This is a genomic window from Lutimonas halocynthiae (assembly GCF_030409835.1).
Taxonomy (GTDB): Bacteria; Bacteroidota; Bacteroidia; order Flavobacteriales; family Flavobacteriaceae; genus Lutimonas; species Lutimonas halocynthiae.
In genome coordinates this window covers 429,930-450,268 of record NZ_JAUFQO010000004.1, presented here as the reverse complement: position 1 = coordinate 450,268, position 20,339 = coordinate 429,930, and the positions used below count along the sequence as shown (strand labels likewise).

Below are 20,339 nucleotides of genomic sequence, written 5' to 3'. Positions count from 1 at the left end.
TATGCATGCATAATATATTTTTAAAGTTAGCTCAATGACCTTTTAATAATGGCTAAATGCATTTTTTTCTATAAAAATTGTCTTTAGCACTCTGATGTTATTCATCAAAATTAGTTATTTTTGCAGTCCTTTATTACTAAAATATGAAAGTATTACAATTTAGAGAAGCTATTGCTGAAGCAATGAGCGAAGAAATGCGCAGAGATGAATCTGTTTACCTAATGGGTGAGGAAGTAGCTGAATACAATGGTGCTTATAAGGCGTCCAAAGGAATGTTAGATGAATTTGGAGAAAAACGAGTCATTGACACACCAATTGCTGAACTTGGATTTTCTGGGATAGCTATTGGTTCGGCAATGGGGGGAACACGTCCTATCGTTGAATTTATGACTTTTAACTTTGCTCTTGTAGGTATTGATCAGATCATTAACAATGCGGCAAAAATGAGACAAATGTCGGGTGGACAATTCAATATACCTATTGTTTTCAGAGGTCCTACAGGATCAGCTGGCCAGCTTGGTGCGACGCATTCTCAATCTTTTGAAAATTGGTTTGCAAATACACCAGGATTAAAAGTTATTGTTCCTTCTAATCCATATGACGCTAAAGGTCTTTTAAAAGCAGCTATACGTGATGATGATCCAGTTATTTTTATGGAATCAGAGCAAATGTATGGTGATAAAGGAGAAGTTCCTGAAGGAGAATATATTTTACCTATTGGCATAGCTGATATTAAAAGAGAAGGTACAGACGTTACTATTGTTAGTTTTGGAAAAATTATAAAGGAAGCATATAAAGCGGCAGATGAGTTAGAAAAGGATGGAATTTCAGTTGAGATTATTGACCTTAGAACGATTCGACCTATGGATCAAGATGCTATTTTAACTTCAGTTAAAAAGACCAACAGGTTAGTGATATTAGAAGAAGCTTGGCCTTTTGCAAGTGTGTCTTCAGAAATTACATATCTGGTTCAGGAAAAGGCATTTGATTTTCTAGATGCACCAATTCAAAGAATTACAACAGCTGATACACCAGCACCATTTTCACCGGTATTACTTGAAGAATGGATGCCGAATAAAAACGATGTGATTAATGCGGTTAAAAAAGTAATGTATCGTTAGATTTTAACGAGTTTACTATATAGAGCCATTTGATATTTCAAATGGCTTTTTTTATACACAGGCAGTTTTATATCGATAGAAGTTGAGATAAAATGAATTTATTTTATGTATATTTGAAGCGTTTAAAGCCTTTAAAATAAGGGAAAATCTCAATATTTTATTTAAATGATATAGGTAATGATTAATCAGAATGTCGATAAAAGTGTGTTGCTTGATAACAAGATAGAAGATGGATTTTACTTGTTGAAATTTCATAATGAAGAAGATCATACAATTGAAATTTTAAGAGATGTAGACAAGTCTTTTTTGCAGTTACACTTCTGCATTAAGAATTCAGCAGCACTTAAGTTTAACGGAGGTCATTATGTATTGGACCTGCCTGAAAATAAATCTTTTTTACTCTATAATCCAGAACAAGACCTGCCTATCAACCTCGAAATGAAGGCAGGGGCAAAGGTAATCAGCTTGTTAATTAGCATTGAAAAATTTCACGCCTTCTTTACCCAAGAGGCAGGTCTTATTCATTTCCTCAGTGGTGAAAATAAAAGCAAAAAATGTTATAGAGACAAAGAGCTGAACCCGAATGAAATGATGGTATTGAATCAGATTTTTCATTATGGCCTACATTCTTCACTTGAAAAACTCTATTCCAGAGGAAAGGTCTATGAATTGATCAGTTTGTATTTTCATAAATCTGACAATGAAGGGATACAAAATTGTCCATTTCTGGAAGATGAGGCCAATGTTGAGAAAATTCAAAAAGCGAAGCAGATTTTGATTGAAAGTATGACGGAGCCACCAACTTTAACGGAGTTAGCGAACCAGATCAATTTACCACTCCAGCATTTAAAAGACGGTTTTAAACACATATATGGCGAAACGGTATTTGCTTACCTTGTAAATTATAAAATGGAGTATGCAAGAAAATTATTGACGACAAGAAAATATAATATTTCAGAAGTAAGTTTTGAGGTTGGATATAGTACATCGAGTCATTTTATTGCAGCTTTTAAGAAGAAATTTGGAGCAACTCCTAAACGTTATATGAGTAGCCTCTAAGCACCTTAAGTACAAAAGTTATTTAACAAGTAATTACTAAGTATTTATGCTAAAATTAATATTTTTGTTCACCATTACTCCTTTCTTATTGAAAGGTTTTTTTATTTGATTTTGATAATGCAAAAGCATCTGGTTTATATATTATTCTTTTTTTCTGTTGGCCTTTCGGCTCAGATAAAGGTCAATGGTTTTGTTGTCGATCCATCAGATGACCCGGTACCCTTTGCAAATATCATATTTAAAGGATCTATTGAAGGAACCATATCGGATGAGAATGGAAAATTTTACCTTGAATCAGACATTACACATAAGGAACTCGAAATCTCATTTGTTGGTTTTGAGACCAAGGTTATTTCTTTAGATGGAGTAACTACGAATCTTCGCATCAAATTAGAGGAAGGAAGGGATCAGTTAAAGGAAGTAACAATTTATTCGGGTAGGATTGCTAAGAAGAATAATCCCGCGATTGATCTGCTGAAGAAAATTTGGGCTCAGAAGAGAAAGAATGGGCTTAATATGTACGACAGATATGAGTTTGACCGTTATGAAAAAATAGAGTTTGATCTTAATAATATTGATGAAAAACTCATGGATAAAAAAGTTTTTGACGGTATGGAAATGGTCTTTGATCAGATAGATACTTCAAAAATAACGGGTAAAGTCTATTTGCCCATATTCATTAATGAATCTGTATACAAAACGTATGGAAAAAATATTTTTCCAAAGAAGAAGAATAGCGTCATGCTTGCGAATAAAAATTCAGGGTATTCGGATAATCAGGCTTTGATTTCTTTTCTGAAACAATTATACGTTGATTTTGACATCTATGATAATTATCTTTTATTTTTTGACAAAAAATTCTCAAGTCCGTTGTCAAAATTGGGTCCTGATGTTTATAATTATGTTTTAACTGATAGTAGTTTTATAGATAATAAATGGTGCTATAATATTCTGTTTTATCCAAGGCGTAAAAATGAACTTACTTTTAAAGGAGATTTTTGGGTAAGTGATACAACCTTTGCGATTAAGGAAATTCAAATGTATGCCACCAAAAACGCGAATGTCAACTGGGTAAAGGATATCTATATTGAACAAGAGTTTGATGTATTAAACGATTCTGTTTTTCTCCTTAAAAGAGATTATATCATGACAGATTTCGCCTTGAATCAGAAGGATAAATCAAAAGGGGTGTACGGGAAACGAACCACCTTATTTGATAGGCATATCTTTAATGTGAAACGTCCTGAAGATTTCTATAAAGAACAGGTACAGGATAATGAATTGATGTATAGTCAATCAGATGATTTTTGGGAAAAGAACAGACAAGAAGAATTAAGCAAGAACGAGATAGGAATCTACGAAATGCTGGATACTTTGCAAACTGTAAAGCGATTCCAGCAAATTAATACTATAGGTGAAATTCTCGCATCTGGATATTGGAACTTTGCTAAAGGCTGGGATTTTGGCCCTGTTTTTTCAACCATTGGTTATAATGATATTGAGGGATTACGTCTTAAAGCAGGAGCTCGCACCTATTTTAGTCAGAATGATAAATGGCGTGTCAAGGGTTATTTGGCATATGGCTTTATGGATACCAAATTCAAATATGGTGTTGAAGGTAAGTACTTGTTTAAAGGAGACAATAGGTGGGTTATGTCTGTTGGTACCAGGAAGGATATTGAGCAGTTAGGGGTGAGTTTGACAACCTCAAACGAGGTATTGGAACGAAGTTTTGCAACAACTTCAATCTTTACCAGGGGAGATAATTCTAAACTATCGAATATTGATTTGACCAATATAAAAGTAAGCTTTGAACCCGTAAAGAATTTGGATTTAAGAATAGGGACTACTTTTAAAACTTTGGAATCGGCAGACCCAGAGAAATTTAATGTTGATTATTATGACGAAAATGGTGAAATTCAATCGGACATAGAACAGGTGGATGTTAGTTTTGCGATGCAATATACTCCCAAAAGAAAATCTTATGGGTTTGGAGTGGAGAGAAGTATCAGTAATCAAGGTAGGTATCCAACCTTCTTTTTAAGTTATACCAAAGGAATTAAAGGGGTCTTCAATAGTGATTTTGATTATCATAAGGTCCAATTCTTTTATGAGCAGCCCATACAATTGGGATTGTTTGGTAAGTTGAGGTCGACTTTTGAGATTGGTAAAACATTTAATGCGGTTCCGTTGCAGCTTTTAAATATTGTGCCTGGTAACCAGACTTTCTTCACTTCGAAAAAACTTTTTGACCTCTTAGATTATTACGAATTCATTACTGATGAATACGTTTCGCTGCATTTAGAACATAATTTTAATGGTAAAATATTTGCAAAAATTCCCTTTATCAGAGATTTACAATGGAGAGAAATTATAGGTATTCGGGGAGTGGTTGGGAGTATTTCACAAGCCAACAGAGATATTAATGCATCCGATACAATATATCGTGCTCCAGAGGATCTTTATTGGGAATACCATTTTGGTATAGGTAATATTTTTAAATTACTAAGAGTAGATTTTGAGTATAGAGGAAGTTACCGAGATGCTCCTGGTGCTACTAATTTTGCTGTAAAAGTTGGGTTCGGCTTCTATTTCTAAAAATCATAATACGAGTTGAATAGACTTGATTTGAAACCAATCGTAAACCATGTTGTATTGTCTTTAGAAATCACGTCACCATCAACATCAGGAGAAAAGTTCCTAAGAGTAACACCACCAAACAATTGTAAATTGTTTACGGGGTTTACCACATAGCCGCCTTGGAAATCTGCGATAAAGATATTTGTAGAATTCCCTTGACCTACATCATTACCTATGTCAGAAACACGATCATCATAAGAACGCCAAATGTCACCTCCATAGCTGCGATTATCCACGTTCTCATCATAATCAAAACCCTTCTTGCCAACAATTAATTTGGCACTTCCAAACCATCGATCTTTTTTATATCTTGCGATACCAATGATTTCGTAAAAATTTGCACCCCAAAGGTGTGTAATAGCTTGATTAAAATGCCCTGCATTTAACCCAGTATCAAATTCTTCAGGATTGTTCGGATTATTATCACCATGGGAATAGGTATAAGGTCTTACCCAGTTAAATTCTCCTTGTAGCATTAAGCCATCAATTTTAAACGCATTATAGTATTTGACACCTAGTTGGAAAGCAAATTTATTACCCCAATAACCAGTTCCATCGAAAACTCTTTTTGTTGTTAACTCGTCAATCAAAAACTGAGAATATATCGAAATATTATTTTTCACCTTATATTTCATATTTAACCCAACTTGAACGTTTCCACTCAAATCCCCTCCATTTGAGAATTCCACAGCACGATAAAAAATGATAGGATTAAAAAAGGAAACATCAAATCCATTATAACTATCTTGATTTGTTATTACAGCCTCAAATAACCCGATATTAAAATTTTTGGTCACGTTCCAGCTTAAATGATGCATAGCCACATATTTTCGAAAATTAGTCCCATAAATACTATTATCTTCATTTGTAATTCTTCTAACATCATCCATCCACATCCAAAGATTTGTGTATTTAATTTTCCAGAATTGTGTACTGATTTTCAGAAAAGGATACGGTGAGGCAACATCCGATAAAAAGAGGGAGCGGTAGCCATCTCCAATAAAATTCTTGCCATTTCCAAACTGGAAATTAAAGAATTTATTTGGTGTATAACTTAAATAAGCTTCTGCAACAGGATAGTCAAACCCTCCCTCTTTGAAACTCGTTGCTTTACCTCTACCATGAACAATAGCATTTGCACCAATTGGTGCTCCTAGCCTCCTAGTATCTTTGTTTACATATTCTGCAAACCTTCCTTGGCTTTCATAAAAAGAGGTTGAGAAACTAAATTTCTCACCTAAAGAACCTTGAATTTGTAAACCTCTGGTATTATTATAAGTATAATCAACATCTGAATTGTCTTTTCCTACTTGCAAATCAAATACCGGATTCAATGTAAACCAATAATTTTTCCCTTTAACCAATGCTAAATGCTCATTGTGTAATTTTCTACCTCCCCAGGTCTCTCTGTTTTTTAACAAGCTGGTTCTTTTGGCTTCTAAATCAATATAAGGTTTTACCTCATTGAAAAGGTATGGTTTTGAAGCCGTATGGGTATTTTCATCTTTATTCAGATTGTATATAATGTCATCGTATTCCTGATGTACAAATGGTATATTTAATTCACTCTGAAATTCTGGAAATAAAGTGTTTTGAAGGTCAGGTATTACATCTTCAATATCTTTTTTATCTTCAATAACGACAACTTTTTTGTTATTATCACTTAAAGGGATTGCCAGAGGAAACTGATAACGTTCATCGATGGCGCGCCCATTATAAGTAGGGGCTTGCACAGTAGGCAAAGTTTTGAAAACCCTGTGAACTTCATCTTCTAATTCCTGATACATGGCATTTATATAAAGAATTTCAAATTCACCTTCTTTGGTAATTACAAATACGATTTTAACTGTTCCCTTGTAATTTTCATTTTCGGCTATGGCAGGAACTTGAAACTCCTCCATTAAAGCTGCTTTTAGTTTGTTGTTAAAACAACCCATTAGCTCATTTAAGACTATGTCTTCACAACCTGGATATACAGGAGGTTTAGTTTCTTGCGCTTTTAATGAGAATGAAAGAAGTATCAAAAAGGATAAAAGAAAATGTTTCATATGAATTTGGTACAATTGTAAAAATATGTCAGTATCGGTTTTACTAAAAGTAAACGTTGCAAATCTAATTTATTTTACTAACAAGGTTATTTTTTAATTCATATTTTTCATTGCTTTCCGGGCATAAGGCTATGCCTTTTTCATCAAAGGTCAAACGATGGCCAAATTCACTAATCCAACCAATCTGTTTAGAAGGATTGCCCACAACAAGGGCATAAGGTTTGATCTCTTTTACTACTACAGCCCCAGCCCCTATAAAGGCAAATTCTCCTATATCATTACCGCATACAATAGTAGCATTAGCGCCAATACTGGCACCTTTTCTGACCGTTGTTCGCATATATTCACTTTTGCGATTCACAGCGCTTCTCGGATTTATAACATTTGTAAAAACCATAGACGGCCCTAGAAATACATCATCTTCACAATTTACGCCTGTATAAATTGAAACATTGTTCTGAACTTTTACATTCTTTCCTAAATGTACATCGGGTGAAATGACCACATTTTGGCCAATATTACAGTTTTCACCCATGCTGCAATTTGCCATGATATGACTAAAATGCCAAATTTTAGTTCCTTTGCCTATTTTACAAGGCTCATCGATTATAGCCGAGTCATGCGCAAAATATTCTTCAGTTTTCATAGAAATTAAATTATTTTATATAAGAAATAGACTAAACTTTTGTTGGATGCCAGGTCGTTTTGATCTCCAGTGTTTTTTCAATGAAATAGGGAGATTCATTATGATCTCCTAACCAATCATTTTTTTTATAGAGAACAACCCTTTTTATATTCTCGCTTGAAAGCTCAGAAATATTTTTAATTTCGTCTTCTGAATTTCCACTATAAACTATGGCATTTACATCCATATGAGAAGCCATATGAGAAACCAATTCTTTCCTTTCACCTGTTAGGATATTAATAACTCCTGGCGGTACGTCAGAAGAGTGTAAAACTTCGGCAAATGAAATTGCACTTAGTGGCATGCTATTACTCGCTAATATTACTGAAGTATTTCCACCGACTAATACAGGCGCAATAACTGAAACCAATCCTAATAATCCCTGTGATTCCGGAGCCACAATAGATATGACACCCGTAGGTTCTGGTGCAGAAAAATTGAAATGAGCACTTGAAACTGGATTTACAGCACTAAATATTTGTTGAAATTTATCGCTCCAACCCGCATAATAAACCAATCGATCGATGGAAGCTTCTACTTCCTCAGTTGCCTTTTTAGCACTGTACCCTTGGGTTTCAAGCTCTTTTATGAATTGGTCTTTTCTTCCTTCAAGCATTTCTGCAATTCTATATAAGATCTGGCCTTTATTGAGCGCTGTTGCATTCTGCCATCCACTTTGTGCCTTTCTGGCAACAACAACAGCATTTCTAAAATCTTTCCTTGAAGCCAAACACATATTCGCAAGGAGCTGCCCTTTTTTATTGTGAACCGGGAAATACCTGCCAGATTCTGTTCTAGGGAATTTACCTCCGATATATAATTTATAGGTCTTCATGATATCTATCCTACTCATAATTATTCAAATTTTACATAAGGTTTAAGGCCATGGAGACCTCCTTCTCTTCCAAATCCACTTTCTTTATAACCACCAAATGGTGATGTCGCATCAAATTTATTAAAAGTGTTAGCCCAAATGACGCCGGCCTTTAATTTTTGAGTGAGATAAAAAATCTTTGATCCTTTTTCAGTCCATACACCAGCCGATAAACCATAAGGTGTATTATTAGCCTTTTCAATTACTTCGTCAACTGTTCTGAAGGTTTGTATGGCTAAAACGGGGCCAAATATTTCTTCTTGTACTATACGATGTGATTGGGAAACATTGATGAAAAGAGTAGGTTTACACCAATTTCCTTTATCAGGAACCTGACATTCAGGTTGGTAAATTTCACCTCCTTCGTTTAATCCGATTTCAATATAGTTTTTAATTGTCTTTAATTGTTTTTCGGAATTAACAGCCCCTATATCAGTGTTCTTATCTAGTGGATCTCCAATCATTAAAGAATTCATTCTTTCTTTTAACTTATCAATAACCAATTTTGCTACAGACTCTTGAACAAATAATCTCGATCCTGCACAACATACATGTCCTTGATTGAAGAAGATGGCATTGATAATGCCTTCTACTGCCTGATCAATAGCTGCATCTTCAAATATGATATTAGCTCCCTTACCTCCTAATTCAAGGGTGAGTTTTTTATCTGTTCCTGCTATTGCTTTTTGAATATATTTTCCTACTCCTGTAGATCCAGTAAAAGCTATTTTCTGAATGTCTGGATGTTCAACTATCGCGGCTCCTGTTTTCCCTGCACCCGTTACAATATTTACCACTCCTTTTGGCAAGCCACTGTCTTTAATGATTTCGGCTAACTTCAACGCTGTCAAGGGAGTTGTTTCAGCTGGTTTCAAAACGACGGTATTTCCTGTAGCAAGGGCTGGGGCAATTTTCCATGCAGCCATTAATAAAGGGAAATTCCAAGGAATGATCTGACCAACTACTCCTAAAGGCTTGGTCTTACGATTGGGGAAGGCGTAATCAAGCTTATCCGCCCAACCCGCATAATAGAAAAAATGATTGGCGGCTAAAGGAATATCGATATCCCTTGATTCACGAATGGGTTTCCCTCCATCCAGGCTTTCAATAACGGAAAATTCTCTGGCTCTTTCTTGGATTAATCTGGCAATTCTGAAAATATACTTCCCTCTTTCTTTTCCCGATAATGCAGACCATTTTTTAAAAGCTTTTCCTGCAGCAACTACGGCCTTATCCACATCTTTTGAGGAGGCGTCAGCCACTTTAGAAATTAGCTCATGGTTTGAAGGGTTAATCGTTTCAAAATATTGACCTTCAACCGGAGAAGAAAACTCACCATTGATAAAGAGATCGTATTGTTTTTTAATTTGAATATGGTCGGTACTTTCTGGCGCTGCATCATAAGTCCAAGAAGCTTTGAATGCAGAGCTATCTGTTTTTTTTGTCATGGTTAATCCTTTGAAAAATAATTAGCGGATTGGTAATAACCTGTTTCCGATTTTACTAACTGCATTAAAATGTCATTTGCTAAACTACTGGCCCCAAACCTAAAATAGGTGCTGTTCATCCATTTTTCACCTAGTACCTCATTGAGCATGACTAAATATTGCAAGGCTATCTTCGAAGTTGAGATGCCACCAGCTGGTTTCATGCCGATAATTTTACCGGTATCCATGTAATATTTCTTGATGGCATCAAGCATCACATAGGTAACTGGCATTGTGGCTGCTGGTTGTATTTTTCCGGTCGAAGTTTTGATGAAGTCAGCTCCTGCATACATCGCAATTTCACTTGCTTTTCTCACATTATCCAATGTGTCTAATTCACCTGTTTCGAGAATGACTTTTAAATGTGCTGACCCACAAGCTTCTTTTACAGCTGCAATTTCATCAAATACAAAATTGTATTCGCCAGCCAAAAACGCACCTCTTGAAATGACCATGTCAATTTCATCGGCTCCTTGATCGACAGCGAATTCAGTATCCATAATTTTTGTATTCCTGCTTGATTGTCCGCTTGGAAAAGCTGTGGCAACAGAAGCTACTTGAATAGTTGAATTTTCTAATGCTTTCTTTGCTATTTTAACATAGGTTGGGTAAACGCAAATAGCCGCAACTGTTGGTATATTATCTAATTGATCGTGAAGATGCAGTGCCTTATAGCATAGCTGCTGAACCTTGCCCGGGGTGTCTTTCCCTTCAAGTGTAGTAAGGTCTATCATGCTAAGCGCTAATTTAAGCCCCTCTAACTTAGAAGTGTTTTTGATGCTTCTTTTGCAAAACCTATCAACACGTTCCAAAACTCCAACAGTGTCATAGGATGGTAAATTATTTATATTTGGAATCATTCATGTGAATTATAAATTCAAATTTACAAATTAATAATGATAAGTGCGAAGCAGTTTTATAAAGAATGGGATGAAACCTTACACGGTTAGAATAGTATATTATTGGATAACAACGAGTGTTACAGGTAGGGTATAGGATACACGAACTGGTTTAGTTCGTTGTTTCCCGGGTGTCATTTGAGGTAATAACTTGACAACTCTAATCGCCTCTTTTTCTAGACGGGCATGAGGGCCTCTGGCTCTAATATCTACGATTTCCCCTGTTTTATCGATTTTGAACTGTACATAAACTTTTTTCTTACCTTCAGTCAGACCAAGTTCTTGCGCAATTTGAGTCTTGAAATTTTTTTGAACATGTTTGTTAATTTTGTCTTGAAGGCATTTTTTTAATTCTTCTTTTGTGCCTTTGCACCCTGGATAAACAGGAGCTTCTTCAATAATGGCAAAGGGTATATCCTTGAGGATTTCTTCTTCTTCAATAATCTCATCGATATCCTCATATTCGGTCACTTCAACAAATTCGCTTTCATCCGTTTCAGTTGATTCCAAAACAGTTTCTATGATATCTTCATCATTGGTCACAATTTCTATTTTTTCAGGAGCAGGAGGTGGGGGAGGAGGTTTTATCTCTAAAATTCTTTGGGTAATTGGGATGTCGATAAACTCCTCTGTTTCCGTTGAAACTTGTTCAAGTTCACCAATATATCTTTCTACAGTTTTCCATTCCAATCCAATATAAACAAGTAGCAAAGTCAAAACCAGACCCAATTGAAAGAAAAGCTTTCGATAGGGAGACAACCTTGCCTTACTGCTTTTTTTTGCTAACATGATATGATGAATTGATAATACCTTCTAATTTAGGATATTAGTTCAAGAAAAAGAATGATTTTTATCATGTTTTCCTTAATTCAGTAGAATGAGCTATTATTCTGCTGAGATAGAAAAAAGCAAAAAAAAAGACCATCTGTCTGTTGACGGATGGTCTTTTTTTTATTTATAGAAAGTTATTATTCCACTACTAGTGTAATAGGTAGGGTGTATTTTACCCCTACTGGTCTTCCTCTTTGTTTTCCAGGTGTCATTTCCGGTAACAATTTAACAACTCTTACCGCTTCTTTTTCAAGACGTGCATGAGGTCCTCTTGCGCGAACATCTGTTATTTTTCCTTGTTTGTCAATCTTAAATTGAACATATACTCTTTTCTTTCCTGGACTCAATCCCAGATCCCCAGCCAGGCCAGTGTTATATTTTCTGTTTACGTGTTTGGAAATTTTATCAACCATACACTTTTTCTTTTCATCATTACTACCCTTACAACCTGGGTAAACAGGCACATTCTCAATAATAGCAAAAGGAACATCGTCAATGACTTCTTCATCTTCAACAATTTCTTCAATTTCCTCAACTTCTACCGCTTCAGATTCATCGGTCTCAGTAGATTCTAATACAGTTTCTTCTATATCTGACTCATCCTCAACGATTTCGATCTTTTCTGGAGCTGGTGGAGGCGGTGGCGGTGGTTTCACCTCTTGAATTCTTTCTGTAATTGGTATATCAATTTCTTCTTCAGCATTAATATCAGCCATTCCTAAATCAGCAACACTTCTTTCAAAGGTTTTCCATTCGATTCCTATATATATAAGAATCAAAGCAAGGGCTAAACCTAATAGCATGAATTGTTTGTTATGCTTTTCAAGATTCGCTTTCGGGTTCTTTTTTACTTCCATGTTCTCTTAATATTTTTATACTGCGCTAATTTAATGAAATAATCTGCACAAAAACAAGTAATTTTTAAATTGTCCTGTACCACTTTAATAATCGGTTGAAAACCAACAGGGCTACAATAACTCCTGAGGTGTTCGCGATGGCATCATAAACATCACCTGTTCTATAGGTAGTTAAGCCACTTTGTAATCCTTCAAGAATTATGCCATAAAGGATTATGGCTAAAGGTACAAAAAATTTAAACATCTTTTTGTCAATCCTATCCTTCAAGGCGAAATACCATAACAGGGTCAAACCAAAGTATGCTATGAAATGCAAGTATTTATCTCCAGATTTAATTCTAAGACCTAAATTTAGTTTGGGTACTGCACTAAGACTCAAAACAGCAAGAAAGAGGGTGGCAGCTATGGCAATAAATAGCGAATTACGCTCCAATAATTTCTTTATATCCTGCAGCATCTAATAAACCAGCGATTTCTGAGTCATTACTCATTTTAATTTTTATCATCCATCCATCACCATAAGCATCAGTGTTCACTTTTTCAGGAGCATCTTCTAGCAATTCGTTAAATTCAACAATCTCACCGCTCAAAGGCATGAATAAATCTGAAACTGTTTTTACAGCCTCTACGCTTCCAAACACTTCATTTTGATCGATGCTTTCATCAACAGTCTCAACATCTACATAAACGATATCGCCTAGTTCACCCTGAGCAAAATCGGTGATACCTACTGTAGCAATATCACCTTCAATTTTTACCCATTCGTGGTCTTTTGTGAATTTCAAATCTTCTGGTATGTTCATTTTAAAATCTTTAAGTTAATTTCCAATAATATATCTCACACTAATCCCCCCATTAATCGAAGTACGAGGATATGTAGTAGATATTGCAAATTTAGAATTATTATAGTCAAGGAAAAAGGAGGTGAGTAAATTTTTATTAAGAGAATAATCTGCAAGAAATTTAAAAGAAATCAAATTTTGCCCTCCAGTGATTTGATCATTGTCTATATCGTCTTCAAGTCCATAGGCTCTAACTATGGTTAGATTTTCACGAATTCCCATGTCTAGCTTTAAATTAATGTCTCCTTGAAAGGTAGTGGAACCTCCGCCACTTCCTGACTTGAATTTCATTTTTACATTTTTTATTCTGTATCCCATACCTAAAACGATCTCCTCACCTGCTACTTCAGTTACCGTATTATTATTGAAATTTAAATTCAGTGCTTTATCTTTATTAAACGCAGCCCTGACTGAGAGTGAATTTTTTAACTTGAAATCAACTCTGATCAAAGGTGAGAATTCTTCAATCATATTGACCCCATTATACAACTTTTCTGGATTGAAATTACCCGCGATATCTCTGTTTCCATCTTCATATGGATTGTCAGCATCATATTTAAGGTTATTCGTAAAAGACAGTACTGAATAGACAGATCGATAACTGTGTTCAAGCGTGAAGCTCCTAAAGTTGGTTTTTACCCAAGGAATTGCCATAAGCCCTTTATAGGATATTCTCCAATTGGGAACCGGCGTCTTTTTAAAGGCGGTTAATGAAACAGAATTCGCATCCTTGCCCGTATAGGCTGCAATAAAGGCAGGAAGTACGACATCTTGATTTGTGTCACCAAAACCATCAATATCTCCGCCAGTATCATCGGCTAGTCGCTGAGAGATGATCGAACGATTATCTTTAAATTCTTGGAACAATGTTCCGGGGTCAGCGAAAGAACTTCCTAGCATTATTTGCGAAATACTAAAATTCCCAACACCATTTTGAGGCGTAGGATTAAGCAATCCATTTACAACATCCAGCTGTTGATTAAAACTTTCAGTGTAGGTTCTGTTACCGAAAACTTCAATATCCAGATCTCTGGTGAATTTAATACTGGCAGAATAATCGAACTTATCGAAATGAGATCTGCTGTAGTTCTTTGCATAAAAATTTTCATTAGGATCTCTCGAAATAAGCCATCCATTAGTGAGTGCCTTATCCAAAATATCCACCTGACTACCAAAAGCAAAACCCAGGGACGGTGCCATGGAGCCTGAAGAACTACTTTGACCTAAGAATCCGAATTCTGGTATATAGCCAGGTAAAAATGTACCGTTGTTTTCAGTATATGAGAGCCTGATATTTTTTACCGAAGTCAAAATATCAACAGCAACCCTACCTACTTTTTGGCCTGTTGACAGGCTTTTTTTGGCTTTGAGTTGTTGCCCTGTTTCTGCGTCCTGTTTGACATCGACAGTTTTTCTTTTCGTGAATAATTTAGACAGCCCAATATAATCGTATAGTCTGTCCATATTCATGTCTGCCGTAAAATTATGTGTGTTGGCGTTTTGAATTGTATTACCCACATTATCGATGGTAGTAAAGGCTGGAGCCTGCCAGTCATAATCAGCAGTATAATTATAAGTACCGTTAATAAAACTAAGTGCAGGGAACTTATCAAATGGTATTTTATAGGTTACATTGAAGGTTTGATGATAGTGATCTGGTCTGCCAATCCTAAAGAAATTATCATAGATCTGAATGTCTTCATCTTCTTCAAATTGATCATAAACATAATTGTTCAAAGCTCTTAGTGAGAATTGAAGTGACTTGGTCAGATTGTAAGCCACAAGATAGTCCCAGTCAAACATAAAATTCCTTTGTTGCAATAAGGGAAGGTCGGGTAAACCTTCAACAAGTGATCTTGACAACTGTTCGTTATAGGTTCTGATAATATTTGAATTGATAGCAAAGGACGTAGGAAGTAGATTGATATTAAAATCTTTGATAAACTGCAGATAAGCTTTATCACTTACAAGCCCCCATGACTTGAATGGTTCAATAATTTTAGGCTGGAAACTATGCGTGTAATTGGCTGATGCCCTAACTTTTTGATCCAGGAATTTCTGGATATTATAATCCCGGTGATAGGTTTCATTATATAGAAAGGAGAGCGATAAATTCTCTACGTCGTAAAATCGAGGCTTAGCACTTTGCGAGGTCCTGTTTTTTCTAACATTTATAAAATTAAGACTTTTTCTTTGCGTATAATCTCTGGCCAGTTCACTATTGGTACTTCCGTTTTGGAATAGAACATCTTGGTAACGTGGGTCGTATTTAGGATCTCTATATTCTTCACCAAAACTAAAATTGATAGGAATACTCATGCTTGCTCTTCTCGGTAAAAGTTGACCAATATTAATATTGGTAACCAAACCATATTGCTTCATTTCATCCTGACTCCTTTCATTTACCATCTGATCAAGGCTACCAAAACCAATGGTGTGCATACTTCCCGTTAGAGAAATATCTGCAAAATCCGCAAAATTGGCATCCGCATTAACGATTGCCGCCCAACTAGATTTATTGTCAAAATCAGATACACGCAATTCATTGAACCACAATTCCATACTTTTTGGCGCCAGTGTTGCATTCTTTACACCCAACATGATGGTTCTAATATTGGATAGATTTGGATTCCCTTTAACCCTGATACGATAAAGAGGTTCCTCTCCAATTTGAGGCTGAGGATATAGTTCATTAATTGGAGCTCCAATATCGGATCGTTCTAATTTTAAATTTCCAAAATCTTTTATAGCTGCGTCTATATTGTTTTCCTCTGGCCATACTTCTTCTTGAGTCGTAGCGCTAAATGCAGAAATTTTTAAGGGGATTTCAATTTGATAATAGTTGTCGTCCGTATCACTCCCCAGTCGAATAATACCTAATAACTCATCATCTTTAACTTCCAGTTGTCCAATCTTGCTTTCAGCGTGAATAAACATTTTTAACTGCTTATACATCCTGATATCAAATGTTGTGTTTTTAAAGATTGCACGTGTATCACCAGGCTGCAGGTCATCAACCTTTATCAATACTGATTGTTCATTTTGCTGCTGAATAGTAGTGGTTCCCTGAAGTCTCTCTCTTTCAATTCCAGGTGGTAACCTGTAAGGTATAGGCTGTCTGTCTTCATTCTCCTCAATATTGACAACTCCAGTTTCAAATTTTTGATTTTCATCGGGTGTAATTTCCTGAGGTGGCTGCGTAGCTTCGTCAAGGGTTTTAGTATACCTTCTCCAATCTCCTCTTACCAACTGTAATTCACCAAAACGCAAAACAACCGGAATCTTAAATTTGGTAAGGAACATTCTCATGAATCTGATCGAAGTAAAGCCAGCCATATCGTTAATGATATTATTTGGATCTTCAGGTGTTGTAATCGGAATTCTAAATTGATACCAAGTAGTTGTTTGGGTAGTATTATTGGCCAATTGAACTGTAGTTACTCTCTTATCTACAATATTGTTCTTGCCCACAATCAAATCAGTTTTGTTTAAGGAAACCCTATATTGATAATAGCTTTCGATCGCACTCATCGTCTGATCTTTATTGATATCTTCTACATCCGGGAAAGTAGTTGATGAGGTTGGATAGCTTTCAGTAGAATTATTAATAGTGGGAGAGTTCCCTTCCGTTAAACTAAATTCCTTGTAACGCGTAAGAATCGATGCGTCTTCTGCATCGAAATCGGAACCCCTAAAATAATGAAAGTTATCCGCTGAGGGATCGTCTCCAAAAACAGCTCCGTATTTTGTGGTCTCATCCGCATCATTAATACCATCCAGACCGAGATCCTGATTTAACCTGGCTTCATCACTTTCAGGAAAGGCATATAAAAGAGACTGATCTGTTGGAATAGAAGACCAAGGTGTTGATTCAATATTAGACCCCGGAATCTGATCCCCATCAATTGGAAGTCCGTTTTCAAACATCTTACGGTCATCTCTTAAAATATCTTCAGAAATATTACCAAAATTAAAATATAATTCACCTTGCATGTCCTGAAGAGTCGGAGGAGTAGAAGGTCCGCCTTCATCGGGTTCTATAGAGTAATTCTCATAGGGGTCCATCAACCAAAATTGAACATATTCTATATTTGCCTGTTGAAAATTCGTTGTAGTAAGCGCCCTGGTGATTCCAGCCCACCTGTCTTCAGGGTCGATATACTTGCCATCAGCACCAAAACTATCATCATAGTTGTTAGTTCCCCGTTCAGCAGGATAATAAGCCAAATCTAGAGTTCTGATGATACTTGATTGGGTCACATCCAGATCTACCTGAGGAAATAATTCACTATAGTTAACCTGTCTTACTTCGGCCCTGGATAATTCGTCACTGTCGATGTTCGGCGGACGCAAACTGGATCCGTAAAAAATCTGATCAATATTGTACCACGAGAATTTTGATCTTTTTGCTCCGGTCTCGAGTTCAGGAGGTAAGCCAGGTGCAACATTACCGTTGGTAAAATCAAGATCGCCACTTTGCCCTAAAGGAGTACTTGCCGTAAACCACTGCTTGGGAGATTTAATATCCAAGGGTATCTGCGCTCCTTCAAAATCATCGATGTATGATGTTGCTGCCCCTTCTAAATCAATACCTTTTGGTGTACCAGGTAATAAGTAGGCTAATTCAGATCTTACAGAAATAAAGGATGGCACGTCAGTATTGATATTGGGTAAGGCATTCACCCATTTTGTCAATTTTGGAACTTCTGTTCGATACGTTACATATGCGCCTATGATGGTATTATTAACTGGCTCTGATCCAAACTGGGCTTTTTGCGTTAACGGTTTCTCATTTAAATTAATGATATTTCCTCCAACAGCTAGTTTTTCACTGAAAACGTGTAAAACGTCCACCCCCATATACCTTCTTCTTTGCTGGTTGAAGCCAATATTGTTTTCAACATCTACTTGAATCGGAGCATCTGAGGCAATCAGGGTAGGATTGATAATCTGTACATTTCCAATATTATAATCTACCACATAATCAACACCTTCGACTAGTTCTCTACCTCCTGTGGTCACTTTAACAGATCCTCTCGGAACATTGAAAGCTCCTAAAGGAATACCGCTCTTACCGTCAGATTTGAAATATCCTTTAAAAGAGTATTTGTCCTTTTGTTGAAAATCATTTTGCGCCTCTGTTTGTGTTCTATCATATAATTCACGGAAAATATAGACATCATCTTCTGGGTTTAATTGATCGTCTAAATCCTCACCAAATGGTTCTACGGTTGGGAATATGAAATACCCGTTGGGCGAATCAATGGTAATCCCTTCTACATAATCAAAGAAACCGTCCCCTTCAGGTTTGTTGTTATTATTCTGATCGAGTCGGTCAAGTTTAAGTAAATTCAGTAAGGTTCTGTCATTTATTCCCGGGGTTTGTGCGTTTTGCAGGATATTTATTGGTTCTCCTGTACTGTCATCATAGTACAACAATTCCAATCTAAAACCCTCTCTTTGCAACTGGAAGGCCCCTGGAATTTCATATACGTTTTTCATCAAAAGATCAAACATCGGTATGGTTGGATTGATGATTTCACTCCTTAACATTTTTAGCACTAAATTATCAGGAGCTATAACACCTGCATCTGTAAATTCACCTACTCTGTGTACTTCTGTTCCGTCCGAATATTCATAGGCAACAGCTAAGACATCACTATCAACGAGTCTTCTGTTTAAGGTGATAAACCCTAACTGGGCATTCATGGTAAAATCAACCCCTTGAACCAGTTTAATGGCGTTTTCCAATATGGTATAATCTCGACCCTGAGACATGTCGTAGGGTGTTAAGGCCTGACGAACTGAAGAGATATCTCTAATGGGGCCGTTTAAAGTCAATAGATTATTCAAGTCATTGGCTTCATTTGAAGGGTCTTTCCCTCCAGGAACTGGTGTTACATTTGCCGGACCAATATTATTTGGATCATTTTCTCCAAGATCAGCTAAGGCAACTATGTTTCTGGTTCCTGTTGTAGTCGCATTTCTGTTCGTAACCCAAATTTCTATCCTTGTAATGTTAATAGAACTATTGATTAAGGGGAAATTGGCTAAGGCATTATTGTATTTATCCCGAAATCCATGTGCGATAAAAAAGTGACGGTTATTGTCGTAATTACTGGCCTTAAAATCAAATTCATTCAGTACAGCGCCACCTTGAGCAGAAACGCTTCTGGTTTGGGATCGTTGTTGTGAAAAAATTCCTGTGACCGTTGTTTTACCAAATTGCAGTTCCATTTTGGCTCCAAAAAGATTTTGAGCTCCTGAAACCAGTGAGTTTCTTATAGGCATGGATACATTACCTACTTCGATTTTCCGAATGATATCATCTTCAGTTGGCGTGTATTCCAACTTTACCATGTTCTGAAAATTAAATGTAGACTGCGTATCAAAGTTGGCAAGAACTCTTAGACGGGTTCCTATTCTCGCATTTAAACTGGCATTGATTTCTTGGTCAAAATCAAAAGTGGTGCTTTGTCTGTTGTTTTCCGATAGTTGCGGGTTTTCAACTCTTTGGTAGATCAGTCCCATTTTAACTAAAATAGAACCTTGAACGTTTACATCGATATTATTTCCTCCAAAAACACTTTCAAAAAAGTTGGAATTGACATAATAAGTGGGCAATAGATTTTTTTGAACATCTGCAGCATCTTTTGATTTTCCGCTGATGGCATTTATTTTATCCTTAGAATATTCCAGCATATCTCTTTCAAGACGGTAGTCTTTATATTCCTCAGGAGTCATTTGGGTGGGATATTTGATGTAATAGTCACCTATTTTTTCCATCAAAATATAGTTGCCGGTTTTGGGGTCATAGATTACCTCAAGTTCCTTGTTGTCGTTAAGAAATAAGCTTCCGCTTTGGTTGTTAGTAAAAGAATATGGAAGTGGCTGAATTGTGTCGTTTCTGACTGAAGTAGTTGATTGACCGCTAGTTACTGAATTATTGTTTGGATTTATTTGAGCCGAGGCAAAAGTCGTACTTAATAAAAGCAC

General features: G+C 36.1%; 13 protein-coding genes. 3 read left to right on the top strand and 10 right to left on the bottom strand.

Features of this window, described 5'->3' with window-relative positions:
- Positions 1-143: 143 nt before the first annotated feature.
- From QWY87_RS07770 to QWY87_RS07760, 3 genes are all read left to right on the top strand, one after another.
- Entirely contained in the window at positions 144-1,121 is a 978-nt protein-coding gene (locus tag QWY87_RS07770; RefSeq protein WP_290290016.1) for a pyruvate dehydrogenase complex E1 component subunit beta, read from the top strand.
- Between the two features lie 177 nt (positions 1,122-1,298).
- The gene (locus tag QWY87_RS07765) at positions 1,299-2,180 is read left to right on the top strand and encodes a helix-turn-helix transcriptional regulator (protein WP_290290014.1); all 882 of its coding nucleotides are present in this window, start codon (positions 1,299-1,301) and stop codon (positions 2,178-2,180) included.
- A 117-nt stretch (positions 2,181-2,297) separates the two neighbouring features.
- Positions 2,298-4,778, top strand: a complete 2,481-nt coding sequence (locus tag QWY87_RS07760) for a DUF5686 family protein (protein ID WP_290290012.1) — start codon at positions 2,298-2,300, stop codon at positions 4,776-4,778.
- Here the strand turns inward: QWY87_RS07760 and QWY87_RS07755 are convergent.
- The 10 genes from QWY87_RS07755 to sov all read right to left on the bottom strand — a co-directional run bounded on the left by QWY87_RS07755 (position 4,775) and on the right by sov (position 20,339).
- Positions 4,775-6,868 (bottom strand): gliding motility protein RemB, encoded by a 2,094-nt coding sequence (locus tag QWY87_RS07755; protein WP_290290010.1) that lies wholly within the window; start codon positions 6,866-6,868, stop codon positions 4,775-4,777. The two genes, QWY87_RS07760 and QWY87_RS07755, sit on opposite strands and share 4 nt — an antisense overlap.
- Positions 6,869-6,932: 64 nt before the next feature.
- Positions 6,933-7,514: an acyltransferase gene (locus tag QWY87_RS07750; RefSeq protein WP_290290008.1), complete on the bottom strand. Its 582-nt coding sequence runs from the start codon at positions 7,512-7,514 to the stop codon at positions 6,933-6,935.
- Positions 7,515-7,545: 31 nt separating this feature from the next.
- A complete protein-coding gene (locus tag QWY87_RS07745; protein ID WP_290290007.1) occupies positions 7,546-8,406 on the bottom strand; it encodes an aldehyde dehydrogenase family protein in 861 nt (286 codons plus the stop codon).
- Between the two features lie 2 nt (positions 8,407-8,408).
- Positions 8,409-9,875, bottom strand: coding sequence for an aldehyde dehydrogenase family protein (locus QWY87_RS07740; RefSeq protein ID WP_290290005.1), 1,467 nt, complete (start codon positions 9,873-9,875; stop codon positions 8,409-8,411).
- Positions 9,876-9,877: 2 nt separating this feature from the next.
- Positions 9,878-10,774: a deoxyribose-phosphate aldolase gene (deoC, locus tag QWY87_RS07735; protein ID WP_290290003.1), complete on the bottom strand. Its 897-nt coding sequence runs from the start codon at positions 10,772-10,774 to the stop codon at positions 9,878-9,880.
- Between the two features lie 99 nt (positions 10,775-10,873).
- The gene (locus tag QWY87_RS07730; protein WP_290290001.1) at positions 10,874-11,602 is read right to left on the bottom strand and encodes an energy transducer TonB; all 729 of its coding nucleotides are present in this window, start codon (positions 11,600-11,602) and stop codon (positions 10,874-10,876) included.
- Positions 11,603-11,781: 179 nt separating this feature from the next.
- Positions 11,782-12,501, bottom strand: a complete 720-nt coding sequence (locus QWY87_RS07725) for an energy transducer TonB (protein WP_290289999.1) — start codon at positions 12,499-12,501, stop codon at positions 11,782-11,784.
- Between the two features lie 64 nt (positions 12,502-12,565).
- Positions 12,566-12,958 carry a VanZ family protein gene (locus QWY87_RS07720; RefSeq protein WP_290289998.1) on the bottom strand — a complete coding sequence of 131 codons (393 nt, stop codon included), beginning with the start codon at positions 12,956-12,958 and terminating at the stop codon, positions 12,566-12,568.
- A complete protein-coding gene (gene gcvH, locus QWY87_RS07715) occupies positions 12,924-13,304 on the bottom strand; it encodes a glycine cleavage system protein GcvH (RefSeq protein ID WP_290289997.1) in 381 nt (126 codons plus the stop codon). Before gcvH ends, QWY87_RS07720 begins: the two co-directional genes overlap by 35 nt.
- Positions 13,305-13,319: 15 nt before the next feature.
- On the bottom strand, positions 13,320-20,339 hold the full coding sequence (gene sov / locus QWY87_RS07710; RefSeq protein ID WP_290289995.1) for a T9SS outer membrane translocon Sov/SprA: 7,020 nt from the start codon (positions 20,337-20,339) through the stop codon (positions 13,320-13,322).